Source organism: Streptomyces sp. TSRI0281 (genome assembly GCF_001905125.1).
Lineage (GTDB): Bacteria > Actinomycetota > Actinomycetes > Streptomycetales > Streptomycetaceae > Streptomyces.
In genome coordinates, this window is sequence record NZ_LWLE01000038.1 from 112,683 (window position 1) to 132,013 (window position 19,331).

The following is a 19,331-nucleotide window of genomic DNA, read 5'->3' on the forward strand; positions in this document are numbered from 1 at the left end:
CCATGGCCGCCACGAACGGCCCCGGCAGGGGCTGGCTGCTGCGCCTCGTCATCGCCTTCGCGTTCGCGCAAGGAGCGGTGTCGATGGCGCGGCCCGCCGTCTCCTACCGGGCCCTGTCCCTGGGCGCGGACGAGCGGGCCATCGGCGTCATCGCCGGGGTGTACGCACTCCTCCCGCTGTTCGCCGCCGTGCCACTGGGGCGCAGGACCGACCACGGCCGTTGTGCACCCCTGCTGCCGCTCGGCGTCGCCCTGATCTCCGGCGGCTGCGCCCTGAGCGGCCTCGCCGGTTCCCTCCCCGAGATGGCGGCCTGGAGCGGAGTGATGGGCCTGGGCCACCTCTGCTTCGTGATCGGCGCCCAGTCGATCGTCGCCCGGCAGTCCGCCCCCGCCGAACAGGACCGCAACTTCGGCCACTTCACCATCGGCGCCGCGCTCGGCCAGCTCATCGGCCCGATCGCCGCCGGCTGTGTCATCTCCGGGCGGGACGGCGCCATGGACCGTACGAGCGCGCTGGCCCTCCTCGTCGCGGCGGCCGTCGCCGCCGTCTCCTTCGCCTCCCTCCGGCGCATCGAACACCGGGCCCCCGCCCGGCCCGCCGGACCGTCGGCGCGGAAGGTCCCCGTCGGCTCCATCCTGCGCACCCGCGGGGTTCCGGCGGGCATCTTCATCAGCCTGGCCGTGCTCTCCGCCACCGACATCCTCACCGCGTACCTGCCGGTCGTCGGCGAACACCGCGGGATCGCCCCCGCCACCGTCGGACTGCTGCTGAGCCTCCGGGCCGCCGCCACCATCGCCTGCCGGCTGGTGATGACGCCGATGCTCCGCATCCTCGGCCGGACCGCCCTGCTCACCACCACCTGCCTGCTCGCCGCCCTGCTCTGCGCGGGCATCGCGCTGCCCCTGCCCGTGTGGGCGCTGGCCGTGCTGCTCGCCGTGCTCGGGTTCTGCCTGGGTGTCGGCCAGCCCCTGTCCATGACCACCGTCGTGCGGGCCGCGCCCGCCGGGTCCCGCTCCACCGCCCTCGCCCTGCGGCTGACCGGCAACCGCCTCGGCCAGGTCGCGGCCCCCGCCTCCGCCGGACTGATCGCCGGTTTCGCGGGCACCGCGGCCCCGTTCGTGATGCTCGGCGCGCTGCTCCTGGGCGCGGCGGGACTCGGCGCCCGCGGCGAAGGGCCCCGCACCGCCCGTTGAGCGGCACTCAGGACCGCGTCCCTGTCTGCGTCCCTGTCTGCGCCACCGCCTGCGCCACCGCCTGCGCCTCTGGCGCCCAAAAACTAACGGCGCTAGTTTGGGGTCCGGACGACAACGGCAGCACCCATGCCCTGGAGGACATGCCATGAAGGCCCATGACGGGATGTACATCGGCGGTACGTGGCGGACGGCCGAGGGCCCGGACACGATCGCGGTCGTGAACCCCGCGGACGAGCAGGTCATCGCCCGGGTCCCGGCCGGCACGGCGGCCGACATCGACGCCGCGGTACGTGCCGCCCGCGCCGCGTTCCCGGGCTGGGCGGCGACGCCGCCCGCCGAGCGCGCGGCCCGGATCGCCGCGCTGCGCGACGCCCTGGACGCCCGCAAGGACGAGATCGCCGAGACCGTCACCGCGGAACTGGGCGCGCCCCTTCCGCTCTCGCAGAGGGTGCACGCGGCTCTGCCGGTGGTCGTCGCCGGTTCGTACGCCGAACTCGCCGCCACGTACGCCTTCGAGGAGAAGCTCGGCAGCTCCACCGTCCTGCTGGAGCCCGTCGGCGTGGTCGGCGCGATCACCCCCTGGAACTACCCGCTCCACCAGATCGTCGCCAAGGTGGCACCCGCGCTCGCCGCGGGCTGCACGATCGTCCTCAAGCCCGCCGAGGACACCCCGCTCACCGCGCAGCTGTTCGCCGAGGCCACCGAGGCGGCGGGGCTGCCCGCGGGGGTCTTCAACCTCGTCACCGGTCTCGGCCCGGTCGCCGGACAGGCCCTCGCCGAGCACGAGGGCGTCGACCTGGTCTCGTTCACCGGATCGACCGCCGTGGGCAGACGGATCGGGGCGACCGCGGGCGCCGCCGTCAAGCGCGTCGCCCTGGAACTGGGCGGCAAGTCCGCCAACGTGATCCTGCCCGGCGCCGATCTGGCCAAGGCCGTCAACGTCGGCGTCGCCAACGTGATGTCCAACTCCGGTCAGACGTGCAGCGCCTGGACCCGGATGCTGGTCGACGCCGAGCGGTACGAGGAGGCGGTGGCCCTCGCCGCGGCGGCCGTCGCCAAGTACATACCGGGGGAGCGGGTCGGCCCCGTGGTCAACGCCGAGCAGCGCGACCGGGTGCGCGGCTACATCGAACAGGGCATCGCGGAGGGCGCCAGGCTCGTCGCCGGTGGCCCCGAGGCCCCGAAGGAGGAGGGCTACTACATCAGCCCCACGGTGTTCGCCGATGTCACCCCGGACATGACCATCGCCCGCGAGGAGATCTTCGGCCCGGTCCTGGCGATCCTCCGGTACGAGGACGTGGACGACGCCCTCCGGATCGCCAACGACACCGTGTACGGCCTGGCCGGAGCCGTCTGGGCCGCCGACGACGCCGAAGCCGTGGCGTTCGCCCGCCGGATGGACACCGGCCAGGTCGACATCAACGGCGGGCGGTTCAACCCGCTGGCCCCCTTCGGCGGCTACAAGCAGTCGGGTGTCGGGCGCGAACTGGGCCCGCACGGTCTGGCGGAGTACCTCCAGACCAAGTCGCTCCAGTTCTGAGCCGACCTTCGCCGTCCGAGCCGCTCCAGTTCTGAGCGGACCTTCGCCGTCCGAGTCGCTCCAGTTCTGAGCCGGCCTCCCCGTCCGAGCCGCTTCAGGGCCGAGCGGGCCTTCCCGCCCGAGCGGGCTTTCCCGCCCCAGCCGCGCTACGTATCCGAACGCCTCCGAACGTATCCGAACCAGCCCCCAACCAAGGAGCCTGCACGTGGTCCGCGCCGCCGTACTGCCCGCCGTCGGAGCTCCCCTGGAGATCACCGACATCGCACTCCCGCAACCCGGCCCCGGCCAGGTGCGCGTCGCCCTCGCCGCCGTAGGGGTCTGCCACTCCGACCTGTCCCTGTCGAACGGCACCATGCGGGTTCCGGTCCCCGCCGTCCTCGGCCACGAGGGTGCCGGAACCGTCCTCTCCGTCGGCGAGGGCGTCACCCATGTCGCCCCCGGCGACGGTGTCGTCCTCAACTGGGCACCGTCCTGCGGGACCTGCTTCCACTGCGGGATCGGCGAGGTCTGGCTCTGCGCCGACGCCCTCAAGGGCGCCGGCAACATCCATGCCCGTACCGCCGACGGCACCGAACTCCACCCCGGTCTGAACGTCGCGGCCTTCGCCCAGGAGACCGTCGTCGCCGGGAAATGCGTGCTGCCCGCCCCGGCCGGCATCCCGCTCACCGACGCCGCCCTGCTCGGCTGCGCCGTCCTCACCGGTTACGGCGCGATCCACCACTCCGCCCGGGTCCGCGCGGGCGAGAGCGTCGTCGTGTTCGGGATCGGCGGGGTCGGCCTCGCCGTCCTCCAGTCCGCCCGGATCGCGGGTGCCTCGCGGATCATCGCGGTCGACGTCTCCCCCGAGAAGGAGGAGCTGGCCCGGCGGGCCGGGGCCACCGACTTCGTCCTCGCCTCCGCCACCACCCCGCGCGAGATCCGCAAACTCACCGGAGGTCAGGGCGCGGACGTCGCCGTGGAGTGTGTCGGACGGCCCGCCACGATCCGCGGAGCCTGGGAGTCCACCCGGCGCGGCGGCCGTACCACGGTGGTCGGCATCGGCGGAAAGGATCAGGAAGTCACCTTCAACGCCCTGGAGATCTTCCACTGGGGCCGGTCACTGACGGGCTGCGTCTACGGCAACAGCGACCCGGAGCGGGATCTGCCGGTACTCGCCGAACACATCCTCGCGGGCCGCTTCGACGTCTCCATGATGGTCACCGAACGGATCGGGCTGGACGGCATCCCGGCGGCCTTCGACAACATGATCGCGGGCAAGGGCGGCCGTGCGCTGGTGGTGTTCTAGGCGCATCGCCCCGTGAGGCCGGAGCCCGCCGGGATCCCCGGGGACGGAGCTCAGTTGTCCGGGGTCAGCAGCCGGGCGTCCATCTCGCCCTGCTCGAACAGCCGGGAGGCCGGGCCCACGATCAGCGGGTCCGGCTCCCCGACCAGCTCCAGGTCCTTGCCCGGGTAGTCGAAGCGGTGCAGGACATGGCGCATCGCCTCCAGCCGGGCCCGCTTCTTGTCGTTGCTCTTCACCACGGTCCAGGGCGAGTCCGCCGTGTCCGTGTGGAACAGCATCAGCTCCTTGGCCTCGGTGTACGCGTCCCACTTGTCGAGCGAGGCGAGGTCGACCGGGCTCAGCTTCCACCGCCGTACCGGATCGATCTGCCGGATCATGAACCGGTTGCGCTGCTCATTGCGCGAGACGGAGAACCAGAACTTCACCAGACGGATGCCGTCGCGTGCGAGCATCCGCTCGAAGTCCGGCGCCTGGTGCATGAATTCGAGGTACTCGCGGGTCGTGCAGAACCCCATCACCCGCTCCACCCCGGCCCGGTTGTACCAGGAGCGGTCGAACAGCACGATCTCCCCGGCGCTCGGCAGATGAGCCACGTACCGCTGGAAGTACCACTGGGTGCGCTCGCGCTCGGTCGGCTTCTCCAGCGCCACCACCCGCGCACCACGCGGATTGAGATGCTCGGTGAACCGCTTGATCGTGCCGCCCTTGCCCGCCGCGTCACGCCCCTCGAAGAGGATCACCAGCCGTTCGTCGCGCTCCTTCACCCGGTGCTGGAGCTTCAGCAGCTCGATCTGCAGGGCGCGCTTGGCCTTGTCGTAATCCCGCCGACGGAGCTTGCGGTCGTACGGGTAGTCCTCGCGCCAGGCGTCCCGGGCGTGGCCCTTCGGCGTCACCAGGACCGGGTCGTCGTCCCCGCTGTCGACCACACCGAAACCGCCGAGATACGGGCCCCCGTAGCGTGCCGCCCGCTTCTCGGACTCCGGAGCGGAATCGCGCTTCCCGCCGGTCCCGCGCCGCGTCCCGCTACGGTCGCCCCGCTGATTGCCGCTCTTCGCCATGACGGGATCCCTCCACGGGCAGCGCCGGATTCTTCCGCGTCAGGCCAGTCTGCTGACGGGTCCGGGAGACCGCCACCCCGGCCAGGCAGAGCAGCCCGCCGCCGACGCTGAGCAGCGCGGGCACCTCGTCCAGCAGCAGCCAGGCCATCACCACCACCAGTGCGGGCACCGCGTACGTGGTGGCGCCCATCCTGCCCGCGGTGGTGCGGGCCAGGGCGTAGGCCCAGGTGGTGAAGGCGAGAGCGGTAGGGAAGACGCCCAGGTAGACCATGTTCAGGGTGGCGGACAGCGGCGCGTCGGCGGCCTCGGAGACCAGCACCCCGGAGAACGGCAGACAGGCGACCGTACCGATCAGGCAGCCGAAGGTGGTGACCTGAAGAGCGGAACCGTGCCGCAGAGCGGGCTTCTGGCCCACCACCCCGGCCGCGTACGCCACGGCGGCCAGCAGGCAGAGCAGGACCCCCAGCACCGAGGAGCCGCCGTGACCGGACAGGGAGAGCCCGACCACCGCCGCTCCCGCGAACGAGACGGCCATCCCCGCCAGCAGCCTGCGCGGCAGCCCTTCACCGAGCAGCCGGGCGCCGAGCAGGGCGATCAGGATCGGGCCGATGTTCACCACCATCGCGGCCGTCCCGGCATCCACCTCCTGCTCGCCCCAGTTGAGCACCACCATGTAGAGCCCGAACCAGAGCAGCCCGGACGTGACGATGCCGGGCCAGGCGGCCCTGGCGGGCAGCCCCTCGCGGCGTACGAGACAGATCGCGCCGAGCACCAGCGTGCCCGCCAGCAGCCGGCCGAGGGCCAGCGCACCGGGCGAATACGCCTCGCCCGCGCTGCGGATGGAGACAAAGGCGGAGGCCCACAGCACCACCGTGGTGCAGGCGGCGGCCGGGGCCCGCCAGTCGCGCCCCGGTGCGGATTCCGCAGGTGATCCCGGTGTCGTCGTCGTCATGACCACGAGGCTAGGGCCGTGACGTTGCGGCCCCCACCGAATGGTCGTCCTCGGTCAATCGTCGGCCGTCCGGTCGCTCGGCTTGTCACCCGGCGGTCGATCGTCGGTCAGTCGGCAGGTCACACAGCGGGTCTCACGGCAGCCATTCGTCCCCCGGTCCTCCGCCGGTCCTCCGCCGGTCGTCAGTCGAGCGCCGACGCCTCGATGCCGAGCAGCCCCGACAGCGCCCGCTGTCCGTCCGGCGTCGCCCGTACCGCGCGCCCCGTCCCGATCCGTACGCACCACCCGTTGTCCAGCGCGTGCCGGCACAGCGCGGCGCCCGCGACGCCCGCCAGGTGCGGGCGGCGTTCCGTCCAGTCCAGACAGCTCCGTACGAGTGGCCGCCGGGACGTCGAACGAAGGCCGATGCCCAGCGCGTCGAACCAGCCCAGGCCCTCGTCGGTGAGTGCGAAGCCGGTGTCCTGGCGCAGCAGCCCGCGTTCGGTCATCGCCTCGGTGATCCTGATGCCGAGCCGGCCCGCGAGATGGTCGTAGCAGGTGCGCCCCCGGGCCAGGGCGCTGCTCATGCTCGCCGCGCGCAGGGTGCGCGGCTGTTCCGCCGCGTCGGGCATGACCTGGGCGGCCAGCTCCTCGACGAGGTGCGCGACGCGTTCGTCGGCCAGCCGTACATAGCGGTGACGGCCCTGCCGTTCCTCGGCCAGCAGCCCGCCCGCCACCAGCTTGCCCAGGTGCTCGCTGGCGGTCGACGGGGCGACCCGGGCGTACCGGGCCAGCTCACCGGCCGTCCAGGCGCGCCCGTCGAGCAGGGCGAGGCAGAAGGAGGCGCGGGTCTCGTCGGCGAGCAGCGTCGCCAGCGCGGCGAGGCGCGGAGCGGCCGGATCGTGCGGTGTCGGGCGTGCCATACGGTCAAGGATGCGTCAGGAACGGTTCGGCGTGGGTCGAACCGTTGCCGCCCCGGCGCGGACCACCTGCTCGTACTGGAGCGCGAGCCCGTCCAGCAGGGCCCGCAGCCCGGTCCCGAAGGCGCCCTCGTCCACCTGCTGGCGGCGGTCCGCCAGCAGGTGGGCCTGGCCGAGGTGCGGGTAGTCCGCCGGGTCGTACGCGGTCTCGTCGTCGACGAAACCGCGGGCGAAGGAGCCCAGTGCCGAACCGGTGATGAAGTAGCGCATCAGTGCCCCGATGTACGTGGCCTGGGCGGGCGGCCAGCCCGCCCCGACCATCCCGCCGAACACCGCGTCGGCGACCCGCAGACCGGCCGGCCGGCGGCCGGGGCCCTGCGCGAGGACCGGGACGATGTGCGGGTGCTCGGTGAGCGCCGCGCGGTAGGAGACGGCCCAGTCGTGCAGGGCCTCGCGCCAGTCCCGGGGGTCGGACGCGTCGAACATCGACAGATCGACCTGGGCGGAGACGGCGTCGGCGACCGCGTCCAGGATCTCGTCCTTGTTGCGGAAGTGGTTGTAGAGCGAGGGTCCGCTGACCCCCAGCTCGGCCGCCAGGCGGCGGGTGGAGACGGCGTCCAGCCCCTCGGAGTCCACGAGCGCGCTCGCCGTTCCGACGATGCGGTCTCTGCTGAGGAGGGGCTTGCGCGGTCGGGCCATGCGGCTCATAGTAGGGCCTGCGAGCAGGAAACTAGCAGTGCTAATTTAAAGTGGGGTGCCGTCCGATGAACCTGGAGCTCAGCGAGGAGCAGGAAGCCGTCCGGCGGCTGGCCGAGGACTTCGTCGCCCGTGAGGTCACTCCTCATGCCGTCGAGTGGGACCGCGCCGAGAGCGTCGACAAGTCGATCGTGGGCAAGCTGGGGGCGCTCGGCTTCCTCGGGCTCACCGTTCCCGAGGAGTACGGCGGCTCGGGCGGCGACCATCTCTCGTACTGCCTGGTCACCGAGGAGCTGGGACGCGGGGACTCCTCGGTCCGCGGCATCGTGTCCGTCTCGCTCGGCCTGGTCGCCAAGACCATCGTGTCCTGGGGTTCCGAGGAGCAGAAGCATCAGTGGCTCCCGCGTCTCACCGCGGGCGAGGCGATCGGCTGCTTCGCCCTCACCGAGCCGGGGACCGGCTCGGACGCCGGGAACCTCACGACGAAGGCCGTCCGCGACGGCGACGACTACGTCATCAACGGCACCAAGATGTTCATCACCAACGGAACCTGGGCCGATGTGGTGCTGCTCTTCGCCCGCACCAACGACACCCCTGGCCACCAGGGAATCTCCGCCTTCCTGGTCCCCGCGGACAGCCCAGGCATCACCCGCCGCACCATCCACGGCAAGCTCGGTCTGCGCGGCCAGCCCACGGCCGAGCTGGTGCTGGAGGATGTCCGGGTACCCGCCGCCGCGCTCATGGGACCGGAGGGCAAGGGCTTCTCCCTCGCCATGTCCGCCCTGGCCAAGGGCCGGATGTCGGTCGCGGCGGGCTGCGTCGGCATCGCCCGGGCGGCACTCGACGCCGCCCTGCGGTACGCGGGCGAGCGCGAGCAGTTCGGCAAGTCCATCGCGAGCTATCAGCTGGTCCAGGAGCTGATCAGCGACATTTCCGTGGACGTCGACGCCGCCCGGCTGCTGACCTGGCGGGTCGCCGACCTCATCGACCGGGGCGCGGACTTCGCCACGGCCGCCTCCACGGCGAAGCTCTTCGCCTCCGAGGCGGCCGTGCGCGCCGCCAACAACGCCCTCCAGGTCTTCGGCGGCTACGGCTACATAGACGAGTACCCGGTCGGCAAGCTGCTGCGCGACGCCCGTGTGATGACGCTCTACGAGGGCACCAGTCAGATCCAGAAGCTGATCATCGGCCGGGCGCTGACCGGGGTCTCCGCCTTCTGACCGATTCCGGACGGCCGTCACTCGAACGGGCGTCTGAGTACCGGACTGAGTACGGATGCGGATGTGGCGCACGCCACGTCGGCGGATGCTGTGCGGCATGAGTGAGACGACATCGGTCAAGCAGCAGAGCACCGCGGCCTTCTACAGCCAGGCCGTCGCATCCTTCGGGGTGGCGATGGGCGCGGTGGCCCTCGGCATCTACTTCCTCGACGCCGACGCGTGGGTGCGAGGCTTCCTCGCCATCGGCGTGCTCTACCTCGTCACGTCGTGCTTCACACTGGCCAAGGTCATCAGGGACCGCCAGGAGGCGGGGCAGCTCATCAGCCGCGTCGACCAGGCGCGACTGGAGAAGATCCTCGCCGAGCACGACCCCTTCCAGAAGCTCTGACCTCGGCTCCGGCATCCGGAGCCCCGGACTCTAAGCGCTTGCTCAGGTTCGGGGTATGGTGTTCGTCCGCTGACGGAGAGGGGCACGTGGCGATGAGTACGGCGCAGGAGATGGACGGTGACGACACCCCGTGGGGTGAGGTGACACCCGAGGCGGCCAGGCGGCTCCTCGTCGCCGCCGTCGACGCGTTCGCCGAGCGCGGGTACCACGCGACCACCACCCGCGACATCGCCGGCCGTGCCGGGATGAGCCCGGCCGCGCTCTACATCCACTACAAGACGAAGGAAGAGCTGCTCCACCGGATCAGCAAGATCGGGCACGACCGGGCCCTGTACGTCCTGGAGGCGGAGGCCGACCGGGACGGCACGGCGGCCGAGCGGCTCGCCGGGGCGGTCCGGTCCTTCGTCCGCTGGCACGCCGAGCGGCACACCACCGCGCGCGTCGTGCAGTACGAGCTGGACGCCCTCGGTGACGAGCACCGCACCGAGATCGTCGAGCTGCGCCGCAGGAGCGACGCCGTGGTGCGCAGGATCATCAGCGAGGGCGTACGGGCGGGGGAGTTCGACGTTCCCGATGTTCCCGGCACCACGCTCGCGGTGCTGTCGCTCTGCATCGACGTGGCGCGCTGGTTCAACGCGCAGGGGAGCCGGACACCCGACGAGGTCGGCGAGCTCTACGCCGACCTCGTGCTGCGCATGGTCGGTGCCCAGAAGTAGCGGTTCCGCGACCCCGGCGGGCGCGCGGTGGCTCAGAAGTACGCGCGGTGGCTCAGAAGTAGTAGCGCGACACCGACTCGGCGACGCAGGCCGGCTTGTCGCCGCCCTCGCGCTCGACGGTGACCAGCGCGGTGACCTGGACGCCGCCGCCCGCCTCCTCGACGCTCTTGAGCACGGCCGTGGCGCGCAGCCGTGAGCCCACCGGGACGGTCGAGGGGAAGCGGACCTTGTTGGATCCGTAGTTGATGCCCATCTTCATGCCCTCGACCCGCATGACCTGCGGTACGAGCGCGGGCAGCAGGGACAGCGTCAGATAGCCGTGCGCGATCGTCGTGCCGAACGGCCCGCCCGCCGCCCGCTCGGGGTCCACATGGATCCACTGGTGGTCACCGGTCGCCTCGGCGAACCGGTCGATCCGCTTCTGGTCGATCTCCAGCCAGTCGCTGTGACCCAGCTGCTCGCCCACCCCGTCGCGCAGCTCCTGTGCGGACGTGAAGATCTTCGGTTCTGCCATGGTTCCGGTCCCTGCCTTCCGGCTCTGTGCCTTCATGCGGCGCCTCGCGGCTCGATGTCTAAGCGCTTGCTCAGCATCCTTCGGGTGGTGCGGTCCTGTCAACGACGGCGCGTCCGGAGTGCGGGGCGCCTTTGGCGACTCGCGGCTGATCGGCAGGGTTTTCGAAGAGGGAGGTGAGGTTCGAGGTGGGACCAGTAGGGTTTGAGGAGTGCCACAGATCCCACAGACACTCCATGAACTCACGGTCGGCCAGCTCTCCGCGCGTAGCGGCGCCGCGGTTTCCGCCCTGCACTTCTATGAGTCCAAGGGCCTGATCAGCAGCCGCCGCACCAGTGGCAATCAGCGCCGCTACACCAGGGACGCCCTGCGCCGGGTCGCGTTCGTGCGCGCCTCGCAACGTGTCGGCATCCCGCTGGCCACCATCAGGGACGCGCTCGCCGAGCTGCCCGAGGGGCGAACCCCGAACCGGGACGACTGGGCCAGGCTCTCGCGGGCGTGGCACGGCGAACTGGACGAGCGCATCGCCCAGTTGGCCCGGCTGCGCGACCATCTGACCGACTGCATCGGCTGCGGGTGTCTGTCGCTGGAGACCTGTGTGCTCTCCAACCCCAACGACATCTCCGGTGACCGGATCACCGGTTCGCGTCTGATGCCCGAGCACAAGCGGTCCGACGGCGGGGAGACGAAGCCCGGCGGCGAGGCGAAGTCCGGCGGCGAGGCGAAGTCCGGCGGTAGCACGCAGCCGGGCGGCGGCACGGCGTCGGACCGTGGCACGGCGTCGGACCGTGGCGCGGCGTCGGACGGTGGCGCGGATCAGGGCTGCTCGCAACGGCCGGGCTGCTAGGGGCAGTCGGAGCGCGGGTGAGTGTGGGGAAGCGCGGGGGGTGTGCTTCCGGTAGTGTCGCGCTCTTCGGCCGGCGGATGCCCGCGTACCGGAGTCCCCTCCGGAGGGTCCCAGTGACCTCGCGCCCCCTCGACCTGGCCGTCGCCCGCGTACGCACGGTCTTCGCCGGAATGACGAGTCCGACGGAGACCGGTTGCGGTCGGTGTCATCTGCCGCGGGAGACCGCGCTGTTGCGCACCCCTGACGTACCGATACCGCCCGACGTCCTGAGCAGGTACGCGGGCGAGGTGCCCGACCATTTCGACGACCCGGACGCGTCGATGCGCCGTTTGCTGCCCGACCTGGTGGAACTCCTCGTGGCGGGCGGGGTGGACGGCGCCTACGGCGGGCTGCACGCCCTGGGCCGTACCCGCTGGAGCCGCTGGCCGGCCGAGCAGCGGGAGGCCGTCCACGGCTTCTTCGAGGCGTGGTTCACCCAGGTGCTGCGGACCCCGCCGGAGGAGTCCGGCGGGGAACCGCCTGCCACGACGTGCTCCAGTCCTGTGTCACCTCGCTCAGCACCGTCACTCCCTTTCTCGCCATCTGGGCGGCCGAGGGGCGCGGCGGGCCCGCCGACGGCCATCTGCTCGCCTGCGTGGAGCGGTACATCGACGACCTCATCGGCGACGAGTGGCCGCTGGGCTGGTGGGCCGATCACGGACGGGACGAGCCCGTGGCGGAGCTTCGGGCGTGGGTACATGAGCACGCCCCCGACCGACTGCGCGCGGTGGGTGCCGACCCGGCACTCCTTCTCCGCGTCGAAGTGCTCGGCCTGCCCTGCGACGACCGGTGGCCCGCCCTGGAGGCACTCGACCACCCCACCGGCGGCGGGGGAGGGTGAGCGCCGCGTCGCTTCCCGGACCGTCGTTTCCCGGACCGTCGTTTCCCGGACCGCCCGGCCCGGGTGCGCCTCACGCCGCCGACGCCAGGTTCCGGTGACGCATCCGCCGGGCCCTCGCCAGCGCACCGGCCGTCAGCACGGGCCGCGGTACCACGATGCCGCATCCGGTGCAGACCGGCCCCGACCACGGCTCCCGGCCGACGTCCTGCCGCCAGGCGAAACCGGTCGCCGTGCAGACCGGGCAGGCCGCCCCGGGCTCGGACCCCAGCGCCGCGATCAGCCGTCGCAGCACCTCGGCGAGCGGTGCGGACGGATGGACCCCGGGGTCGGCGCAGCGGGCGACACCGTTGCCGCCCCAGGTGCGGCGGTGCCAGTCGTCGAACGCGGCCGGCCGGCGCCGCCCGTCGTGCTTCTCGCGCCGCCTGCGCTCCGCGAACCCCGTCTCGTACGCGAGCCAGATGGCCCGCGCCTCCTCCAGCTCCTCCAGCGCGCGCATCAGGCGCACCGGATCGGGGGCCCGGTCCTCGGGTCCGATCCCGTGCCGGGCGCACAGATGGTGCCACGTCGCCCGGTGGCCGTAAGGGGCGAACCTCTCCAGGCACTTGCGCAGCGAGTACCGCCGCAATGCCAGATCGCCCAGCGGATCGCGGACCTGTCTCGCAAGACTCCGGAAACCGGCCATGACACTGCCACCTCCGTCACTCGTACTTCGGCGTCAAGGAATGGACGTACGACTGCCCGTTTCGGCTCCATCGAAAGATGAGAAACGTCCAATGGCTGAGACACCCCACGTGGGGCGGGGGTGATGACCGGTTGCATGGCGGCGTGCGGCCCGGTGGTGAGAGGGCGTGCGCGCATGTGGTGATTCGGGAAAGGTGACCGGTGTTCACCTTACTGAGGGGTGATACCGCCAGTAACCTCCGGCGCATCGGCCTCTCGGAGGAGCACGCATGCCCCCACGCACCGGCACATTCAGGGCCGCCGCAGTCGCGGCCGCCCTCGCCCTCGGTACCTTCCTGCCGACGGCCTCGCCACCGGCCCGAGCCGCGGCGGCGGAACCCGTACCCGTCACCGATCACTGCCAGGGGCAGTGCGCCGACATCCTTCCCCCCGGCGAGAACGGCAACGCCACCCTCGTCGAGATCCTCGGCAACAAGGCGTTCGGCACGCACCCGGCCCACAGCGACGACCAACTCGACCGCTACAACGGCCTGGTGGCCGGGCACACCGCACTCACCGACCGGAAGCTGACCGACTTCTTCAACGACGCCTCCTTCGGGGTCGCGAAGGACCAGATCGAATCCGTCACCTCGCCCCGCGAGGACGTCACCATCACCCGGGACAAGGCGAGCGGCGTCCCCCACATCAAGGGCACCACCCGTTACGGCACCGAATTCGGCGCCGGGTTCGCCGCCGGCCAGGACCGGCTCTGGCTGATGGATCTCTTCCGGCACATCGGGCGCGGCGAACTGACCTCGTTCGCGGGCGGCGCGCTCGCCAACCAGGGCCTGGAGCAGCAGTTCTGGCCGCAGGCCCCGTACACCGAGGCCGACCTCGAAGCCCAGGTCGAGCGGATCAGGACCACCGAGGGCGCGCAGGGCGAGCAGGCCATGGCCGACGCCCAGGCGTATGTCGACGGGATCAACGCCTACCGGGAGAAGTCCAAGAAGGGCCGCTACTTCCCCGGCGAGTACGTCCTCACCGGCAAGATCGACGCCATCACCAACGTCGGCGAGATCCAGCCCTTCCGGCTGACCGACCTGATCTCGATCGCGTCCGTCGTCGGCGGGCAGTTCGGCGGTGGCGGAGGCGGCGAGGTGCAGGCCGCCCTCTCCCTGCTGGCCGCCCAGGAGAAGTACGGCGTCGCCGAAGGAACCGAGGTCTGGGAGTCGTTCCGGCAGCGCGAGGATCCCGAGGCCGTGCTCACCGTCCATGACGGCACCGCGTTCCCGTACGCGGGCAAGCCGGACGACGCCCGCGGCACCGCCCTTCCCGACCGGGGCTCCGTCACACCCGAACCCCTGATCCACGACCGGACCGGCTCGGCGGGAACCGACCGGAAGGACCCGGTCGAGGCCCCGGCCGCCCTCGAACCGCTCCAGGGCATGTACGACAAGGGCGTCATCCCCGAGGGCTCGCTCCCGGGCTCCGGCACCGGCGCCGAGAAGCGCGGTATGTCCAACGCCCTGCTGGTCTCCGGCAAGCACACCGCGAGCGGAAACCCGATCGCCGTCTTCGGACCGCAGACCGGCTATTTCGCACCCCAGTTGATGATGCTCCAGGAACTCCAGGGTCCCGGCATCAGCGCCCGGGGCGTCTCCTTCGCCGGAGTCGGCATGTACATCCAGATGGGCCGCGGTCAGGACTACGCCTGGAGCGCCACCTCGGCCGGCCAGGACATCACCGACACATACGCCATCGAGCTGTGCGAACCCGGTGGCGGCGCCCCCACCAAGGACTCCACGCACTACCTCTACCGGGGCACCTGCACCGCGATGGAGAAACTGGAGCGCGCCAACTCCTGGAAGCCGACCGTCGCCGACTCCACCGCCGCGGGCTCCTACCTCATGCGGGTGTGGCGCACGAACTACGGCATCGTCACCCATCGCGCCACGGTGGCCGGCAAGCCCGTCGCGTACACCTCGCTGCGCACCACCTACCGCCACGAGGCCGACTCGATCGTCGGCTTCCAACTGCTCAACGACCCCGGCCAGGTCAAGGACGCCGCCTCCTTCCAGCGAGCGGCGGGCCATATCGACTACGCCTTCAACTGGTTCTACGCCGACTCCCGCACCGCCGCCTACTTCAACAGCGGCATGAACCCGGTCCGGGCGCAGGGCGTCGACCCGGCCCTGCCGATCAGCGCCGAGCGGGCGTACGAGTGGCGGGGCTACGACCCGGCGGCCAACACCGCCGACTACACGCCGTACGCCGAGCACCCGCAGTCCAGCGGCCAGGACTACTACGTCTCCTGGAACAACCGGCAGGCCGAGGGCTACGCGAGCGCGGGCTTCGGCTTCGGGGCGGTGCACCGGGGCGACCTGCTGGACGACCGGGTGGCGAAGCTCGTAGAGGAGGGCGGGGTCACCCGCGCCTCCCTGACCCGGGCCATGGCCGATGCCGCGCTCACCGATCTGCGGGGCGAGCAACTGCTGCCCGAACTGCTGAAGGTGGTGCGCTCCCAGCCCGTCTCCGACCCGGAGATCAGTGCGGCGGTACAGCAGCTGGAGTCCTGGCGGGCGGCCGGATCGCAGCGCAGGGAGAGCAGTGAGGGCTCCCACGCGTACACCCACGCCGACGCGGTACGGATCATGGACGCCTGGTGGCCGAAACTGATCGAGGCCGAATTCCGGCCCGGTCTGGGCGACGGCCTCTACAACGCCCTGACCGGCAGCCTCGCCGTCGACGAATCCCCGGCGGCCGCCCACGGGCCGAGCGGGGCGCACAGCGGTTCCGCTTTCCAGTACGGCTGGTGGGGCTTCGCCGACAAGGACCTGCGCCAGGTCCTCGGGCAGCCCGTCAAGGGCCCGCTGGCGAAGACGTACTGTGGCAACGGTGACCTGAGCGGCTGCCGTGACGCCCTGCTCGCCACTCTGAAGCAGGCGGCGGCCGAACCGGCCACCGAGGTCTATCCCGGTGACGACAGCTGCAAGCCCGGCGAGCAGTGGTGCTCCGACGCGATCATCCACCGCCCGCTGGGCGGGATCTCGCAGAAGTCGATCCACTGGCAGAACCGGCCGACCTATCAGCAGGTCGTGGAGTTCCCCTCCCACCGGTAGGGGCCGTACGGATGGGCCCGGCCGCCCGGTATCGCCGCCCTGAGCAGGCGATATTCGGTGGTCGGGCCTCCCCGGTCCGGGGATAGGGTGCCGTACATGACAGTGTCAACGCGCCTGGAGAAGGTCACCCCCGACAACGTGATCGCCGCCTGCCGCCTTCAGGTCCGCCCGGACCAGACGACGTTCGTGGCGCCGGTCGCCCAGTCGCTGGCCGAGGCGTATGTGCATCCCGGCGTCGCCTGGCCCCGGCTGATCTGCGACGGCGAGCGGATCGTGGGCTTCGTGATGGCCTTCTTCGACATCCCCTTCGACTACGACGCGGACGTACCGGACGCCCCGCCGCGCTCCGGGCTCTGGCGCCTGGCCGTCGACGCCGGTGAACAGGGCCGCGGCTACGGGCGCTTCGCGGTGCGCGCGGTGAACGAGGAGCTCCGCAGACGCGGCGGGACGCTCTCCACGGTGACCTGGCATCCCGGCGAGGGCGGCCCGGAGGGCTTCTATCTGGGGCTCGGTTACCTCAAGCGCGGGCTGACGAACGACGGCGAGTACCTCGGCGAACTGGACCTGACCGTCTGACCACCCGGCGGATCTGCCGGCACGACCGCCCGACCGCCCGACTGCCCGCCCGCCCGACTGCTCGCTCGCCCGCCCGACTGCCCGACCGCCCCTCGACCGACCGACCGCTCGACCGACCGCCCGACGGGGGGCCTGCCCCCGTGGGCGCCCTGCCGGTCGGGTGCCGCCCGCCCGCAGGGGACGGCACCTACGGGGACGGCACCCGTCCGTCCTACCCGCCGTACCGCAGATACTTCTTCCGCTTCGCCCGGAACGCCGCCAGGTCCTCGCGCCAGGCACCCACCACCTCATCGGTGTCCGCGCCCGCGTCGATCATGGTGCGGACCCGGGTGTTCCCGGTGAGCTTGTCGATCCAGTTGTCCGGGCGCCAGGCGAAGCCGCTCCAGGACCGCTTCGCCGTCACCAGCAGGGCGATGCCGGTACGGACCGGGTCGAAGACCTCCCGGTCCTGGACGTGCAGCTGCACCCCGCCGACCGTCTTCCCCTGGAACTTGGAGAACGTCGGCGCGAAGTACGCCTCGCGGAACGACACCCCGGGCAGTTCCAGGGCATTGGCGGCGGCTGCCCAGCGGTGGTCGATGCCCTCCGCCCCCAGCAGCTCGAACGGCCGCGTGGTGCCCCGGCCCTCGGAGAGGTTCGTGCCCTCGAAGAGGCAGGTGCCGGAGTAGACGAGGGCCGTTTCGGCGGTCGGCATGTTCGGGCTCGGCGGCACCCACGGCAGCCCGGTCCCGTCGAAGAAGTCCGAGCGCCGCCACCCCGACATCGTGACCACGTCCAGCTCCGCCGGCCGCTCCGCCAGGAACTCCGCGTTGAAGAACAGGGCCAGCTCGGCGACGGTCATGCCGTGGGCCTGGGCGATCTCCCGGCGGCCCACGAACGTCGCGAACGCCGGATCGAGGACCGGCCCGAGCGCCGCGCGCCCGGTCACCGGGTTCGGCCGGTCCAGGACGACGAAACGTCTGCCCGCGAGCGCGGCGGCCTCCATGCAGTCGTACAGCGTCCAGATGTACGTGTAGAAGCGGGCCCCCGCGTCCTGGATGTCGAAGACGACCGTGTCCACCCCGGAGGCGGTGAAGATGTCCGCGAGCGGCTGACCGCTCTTCAGATATGTGTCGTAGACCGGCAGCCCGGTCGCCGGGTCGTCGTACCGCCCCTCCGAGCCGCCCGCCTGCGCGGTGCCCCGGAAGCCGTGCTCCGGGCCGAAGACGGCGGTCAGGTTCACCCGCGGGTCCGGGTGCATCACATCGACGATGTGGCGCACATCGGCGGTGACACCGGTCGGATTGGTGACGATCCCGACCTTCTGGCCCCGCAGCGTCCGGTAGCCGTCGGCGGCCAGCCGGTCGAACCCGGTGCGGACCCGGCCGTGCCCGCCGCCGTGCCCCGGGCGGGCGGCGGCGGGTCCGGTCCCGGCCGCCGTTGCCGCGAGGGCGCCCACAGCGCTCCCGGCGGCCAGCAAACCACGTCTGGACAGGCTCATTCCGCTACCTCCATGATCGCGCCGACTGTCATGGTCACGCACGCTAGCGCGGGCGCGGGCCGCGCGGAACGACTCGGACCGGGCAGTTTCCCCGTCCTGGCGCCGGCCCCTTCCCCGACGACATACCGACCGGTTAGTCTGCCGGGGCAGTCGGCTGAGAGAGGCGGGACCCGATGAGTACGGTGCAGGGCGCTGGCGTGGTGGTCACAGGAGCCGGAGGCGGTATCGGCGCCGCGCTGGCCCGCAGATTCGCCGCGGAAGGTGCGCGGGTCGTCGTCAACGACCTCGACCTCGGCCGGATCGAGCCGCTCGCCGAGGAGATCGGCGCCACCGCCGTCGCCGGTGACGCCTCCCGCATCGTGGACACCGCCCGTGACGCCCTCGACGGCACGGTGGACATCTACTGCGCCAACGCGGGCCTCGCCTCGCCCGGCGACGTCTTCGCCGACGAGGAGATCTGGGCCGCCGCCTGGGACGTCAACGTCATGGCCCATGTCCGTGCCGCCAAGGCCCTGCTCCCGGACTGGCTGGAGCGCGGCAGCGGCCGCTTCGTCACCACCGCCTCCGCCGCCGGACTCCTGACGATGATCGGCGCGGCACCGTACAGCGTCACCAAGCACGGCGCCGTCGCCTTCGCCGAGTGGCTGTCCCTGACCTACCGCCACCGCGGCCTCAAGGTCCACGCGATCTGCCCGCAGGGCGTGCGTACGGACATGCTCACCGCCGCGGGCTCCGCGGGCGAGTTGGTCCTCGCCCCCGGCGCCATCGAGCCGGAAGCGGTCGCCGACGCGCTGTTCGACGCCATGGCCGAGGACCGCTTCCTGGTCCTGCCGCACCCCGAGGTCGCCGGGTACTACCGGGCCCGCGCCAAGGACCCCGACCACTGGCTGGGCAGTATGAACCACCTCCAGCGGAAGTGGGAGGAGACCGGCGCATGATCTCCTCCCCGTACGCGGCCAAGCCCTGGGCGGCCCTGCTCAGCGCGGCCCAGCGCACCCCCGTCACCCCGGCCGAGACCCTGGTGCACGCCTTCCGCGCATCCGTCGCCCGCGCCCCCGAGCGCCCCGCCCTCGCCTACTTCGACGGGCGCCTCACCTACCGGGAGACCGACCGGCTCTCCGACTCCGTGGCCGGGCATCTCGCGGCCGAGGGGCTCCGGCGCGGCGACCGCGTCGCGATCATGCTCCAGAACACCCCGCACTTCGTCCCGGCGCTGCTCGGCGCCTGGAAGGCCGACGCCACCAAGGAACGGCTCGCCGCATACAAGTATCCGCGCGAGGTGGAGATCCTGGCCGAGCTCCCCAAGACGGCGAG

17 protein-coding genes and 2 pseudogenes are annotated in these 19,331 nt (G+C 71.8%); 12 read left to right on the top strand and 7 right to left on the bottom strand.

Annotated elements, in window-relative coordinates; genetic code table 11:
- Positions 1-2: 2 nt before the first annotated feature.
- The 3 genes from A6A29_RS41380 to A6A29_RS41390 all read left to right on the top strand — a co-directional run bounded on the left by A6A29_RS41380 (position 3) and on the right by A6A29_RS41390 (position 4,018).
- Positions 3-1,193, top strand: coding sequence for an MFS transporter (locus tag A6A29_RS41380; protein ID WP_073729071.1), 1,191 nt, complete (start codon positions 3-5; stop codon positions 1,191-1,193).
- Between the two features lie 145 nt (positions 1,194-1,338).
- The gene (locus tag A6A29_RS41385; RefSeq protein ID WP_073729072.1) at positions 1,339-2,733 is read left to right on the top strand and encodes an aldehyde dehydrogenase family protein; all 1,395 of its coding nucleotides are present in this window, start codon (positions 1,339-1,341) and stop codon (positions 2,731-2,733) included.
- Positions 2,734-2,938: 205 nt separating this feature from the next.
- The gene (locus tag A6A29_RS41390; protein WP_073729073.1) at positions 2,939-4,018 is read left to right on the top strand and encodes a Zn-dependent alcohol dehydrogenase; all 1,080 of its coding nucleotides are present in this window, start codon (positions 2,939-2,941) and stop codon (positions 4,016-4,018) included.
- Positions 4,019-4,068: 50 nt separating this feature from the next.
- Here A6A29_RS41390 and ppk2 read toward each other — a convergent pair whose 3' ends face one another.
- The 4 genes from ppk2 to A6A29_RS41410 all read right to left on the bottom strand — a co-directional run bounded on the left by ppk2 (position 4,069) and on the right by A6A29_RS41410 (position 7,623).
- On the bottom strand, positions 4,069-4,941 hold the full coding sequence (gene ppk2 / locus A6A29_RS41395) for a polyphosphate kinase 2 (RefSeq protein WP_073729572.1): 873 nt from the start codon (positions 4,939-4,941) through the stop codon (positions 4,069-4,071).
- A 97-nt stretch (positions 4,942-5,038) separates the two neighbouring features.
- Positions 5,039-6,025 carry a DMT family transporter gene (locus A6A29_RS41400; protein ID WP_073729574.1) on the bottom strand — a complete coding sequence of 329 codons (987 nt, stop codon included), beginning with the start codon at positions 6,023-6,025 and terminating at the stop codon, positions 5,039-5,041.
- Between the two features lie 182 nt (positions 6,026-6,207).
- Positions 6,208-6,927 (bottom strand): ArsR/SmtB family transcription factor, encoded by a 720-nt coding sequence (locus A6A29_RS41405; protein WP_073729074.1) that lies wholly within the window; start codon positions 6,925-6,927, stop codon positions 6,208-6,210.
- A 15-nt stretch (positions 6,928-6,942) separates the two neighbouring features.
- Positions 6,943-7,623 carry a TetR/AcrR family transcriptional regulator gene (locus A6A29_RS41410; RefSeq protein ID WP_073729075.1) on the bottom strand — a complete coding sequence of 227 codons (681 nt, stop codon included), beginning with the start codon at positions 7,621-7,623 and terminating at the stop codon, positions 6,943-6,945.
- A 65-nt stretch (positions 7,624-7,688) separates the two neighbouring features.
- Here A6A29_RS41410 and A6A29_RS41415 point away from each other — a divergent pair, with 65 nt between their 5' ends.
- The 3 genes from A6A29_RS41415 to A6A29_RS41425 all read left to right on the top strand — a co-directional run bounded on the left by A6A29_RS41415 (position 7,689) and on the right by A6A29_RS41425 (position 9,944).
- On the top strand, positions 7,689-8,840 hold the full coding sequence (locus tag A6A29_RS41415; RefSeq protein ID WP_073729076.1) for an acyl-CoA dehydrogenase family protein: 1,152 nt from the start codon (positions 7,689-7,691) through the stop codon (positions 8,838-8,840).
- Between the two features lie 97 nt (positions 8,841-8,937).
- Positions 8,938-9,228 carry a YiaA/YiaB family inner membrane protein gene (locus A6A29_RS41420; RefSeq protein WP_198953580.1) on the top strand — a complete coding sequence of 97 codons (291 nt, stop codon included), beginning with the start codon at positions 8,938-8,940 and terminating at the stop codon, positions 9,226-9,228.
- Between the two features lie 92 nt (positions 9,229-9,320).
- On the top strand, positions 9,321-9,944 hold the full coding sequence (locus A6A29_RS41425; protein ID WP_073729576.1) for a TetR/AcrR family transcriptional regulator: 624 nt from the start codon (positions 9,321-9,323) through the stop codon (positions 9,942-9,944).
- A gap of 52 nt (positions 9,945-9,996) precedes the next feature.
- On the opposite strand, the gene A6A29_RS41430 is transcribed toward A6A29_RS41425, so the two are convergent.
- Positions 9,997-10,458, bottom strand: a complete 462-nt coding sequence (locus A6A29_RS41430; protein WP_073729078.1) for a MaoC family dehydratase — start codon at positions 10,456-10,458, stop codon at positions 9,997-9,999.
- Positions 10,459-10,666: 208 nt separating this feature from the next.
- On the opposite strand from A6A29_RS41430, the pseudogene soxR reads away from it, so the two are divergent.
- A pseudogene (gene soxR, locus A6A29_RS41435) lies at positions 10,667-11,140 on the top strand (redox-sensitive transcriptional activator SoxR); the annotation flags it as partial.
- 691 nt (positions 11,141-11,831) lie between these two features.
- Complete coding sequence (locus A6A29_RS43645) at positions 11,832-12,182, top strand: hypothetical protein (RefSeq protein WP_079183258.1); 351 nt, start codon at positions 11,832-11,834, stop codon at positions 12,180-12,182.
- A gap of 70 nt (positions 12,183-12,252) precedes the next feature.
- Here A6A29_RS43645 and A6A29_RS41445 read toward each other — a convergent pair whose 3' ends face one another.
- Positions 12,253-12,864: a hypothetical protein gene (locus A6A29_RS41445; protein WP_073729079.1), complete on the bottom strand. Its 612-nt coding sequence runs from the start codon at positions 12,862-12,864 to the stop codon at positions 12,253-12,255.
- 268 nt (positions 12,865-13,132) lie between these two features.
- On the opposite strand from A6A29_RS41445, the gene A6A29_RS41450 reads away from it, so the two are divergent.
- Positions 13,133-15,961 carry a penicillin acylase family protein gene (locus A6A29_RS41450; protein WP_073729080.1) on the top strand — a complete coding sequence of 943 codons (2,829 nt, stop codon included), beginning with the start codon at positions 13,133-13,135 and terminating at the stop codon, positions 15,959-15,961.
- A 96-nt stretch (positions 15,962-16,057) separates the two neighbouring features.
- Entirely contained in the window at positions 16,058-16,537 is a 480-nt protein-coding gene (locus A6A29_RS41455) for a GNAT family N-acetyltransferase (protein WP_073729081.1), read from the top strand.
- A 211-nt stretch (positions 16,538-16,748) separates the two neighbouring features.
- On the opposite strand, the gene A6A29_RS41460 is transcribed toward A6A29_RS41455, so the two are convergent.
- Positions 16,749-18,017: an exo-beta-N-acetylmuramidase NamZ family protein gene (locus tag A6A29_RS41460; RefSeq protein WP_073729082.1), complete on the bottom strand. Its 1,269-nt coding sequence runs from the start codon at positions 18,015-18,017 to the stop codon at positions 16,749-16,751.
- A 173-nt stretch (positions 18,018-18,190) separates the two neighbouring features.
- Here A6A29_RS41460 and A6A29_RS41465 point away from each other — a divergent pair, with 173 nt between their 5' ends.
- Together A6A29_RS41465 and A6A29_RS41470 are read left to right on the top strand one after the other, a co-directional pair.
- Positions 18,191-18,955: an SDR family oxidoreductase gene (locus A6A29_RS41465; protein ID WP_073729084.1), complete on the top strand. Its 765-nt coding sequence runs from the start codon at positions 18,191-18,193 to the stop codon at positions 18,953-18,955.
- Positions 18,952-19,260: pseudogene (locus A6A29_RS41470) on the top strand (AMP-binding protein); the annotation flags it as partial. The gene A6A29_RS41465 and the pseudogene A6A29_RS41470, both read left to right, overlap by 4 nt.
- Positions 19,261-19,331 lie beyond the last annotated feature (71 nt).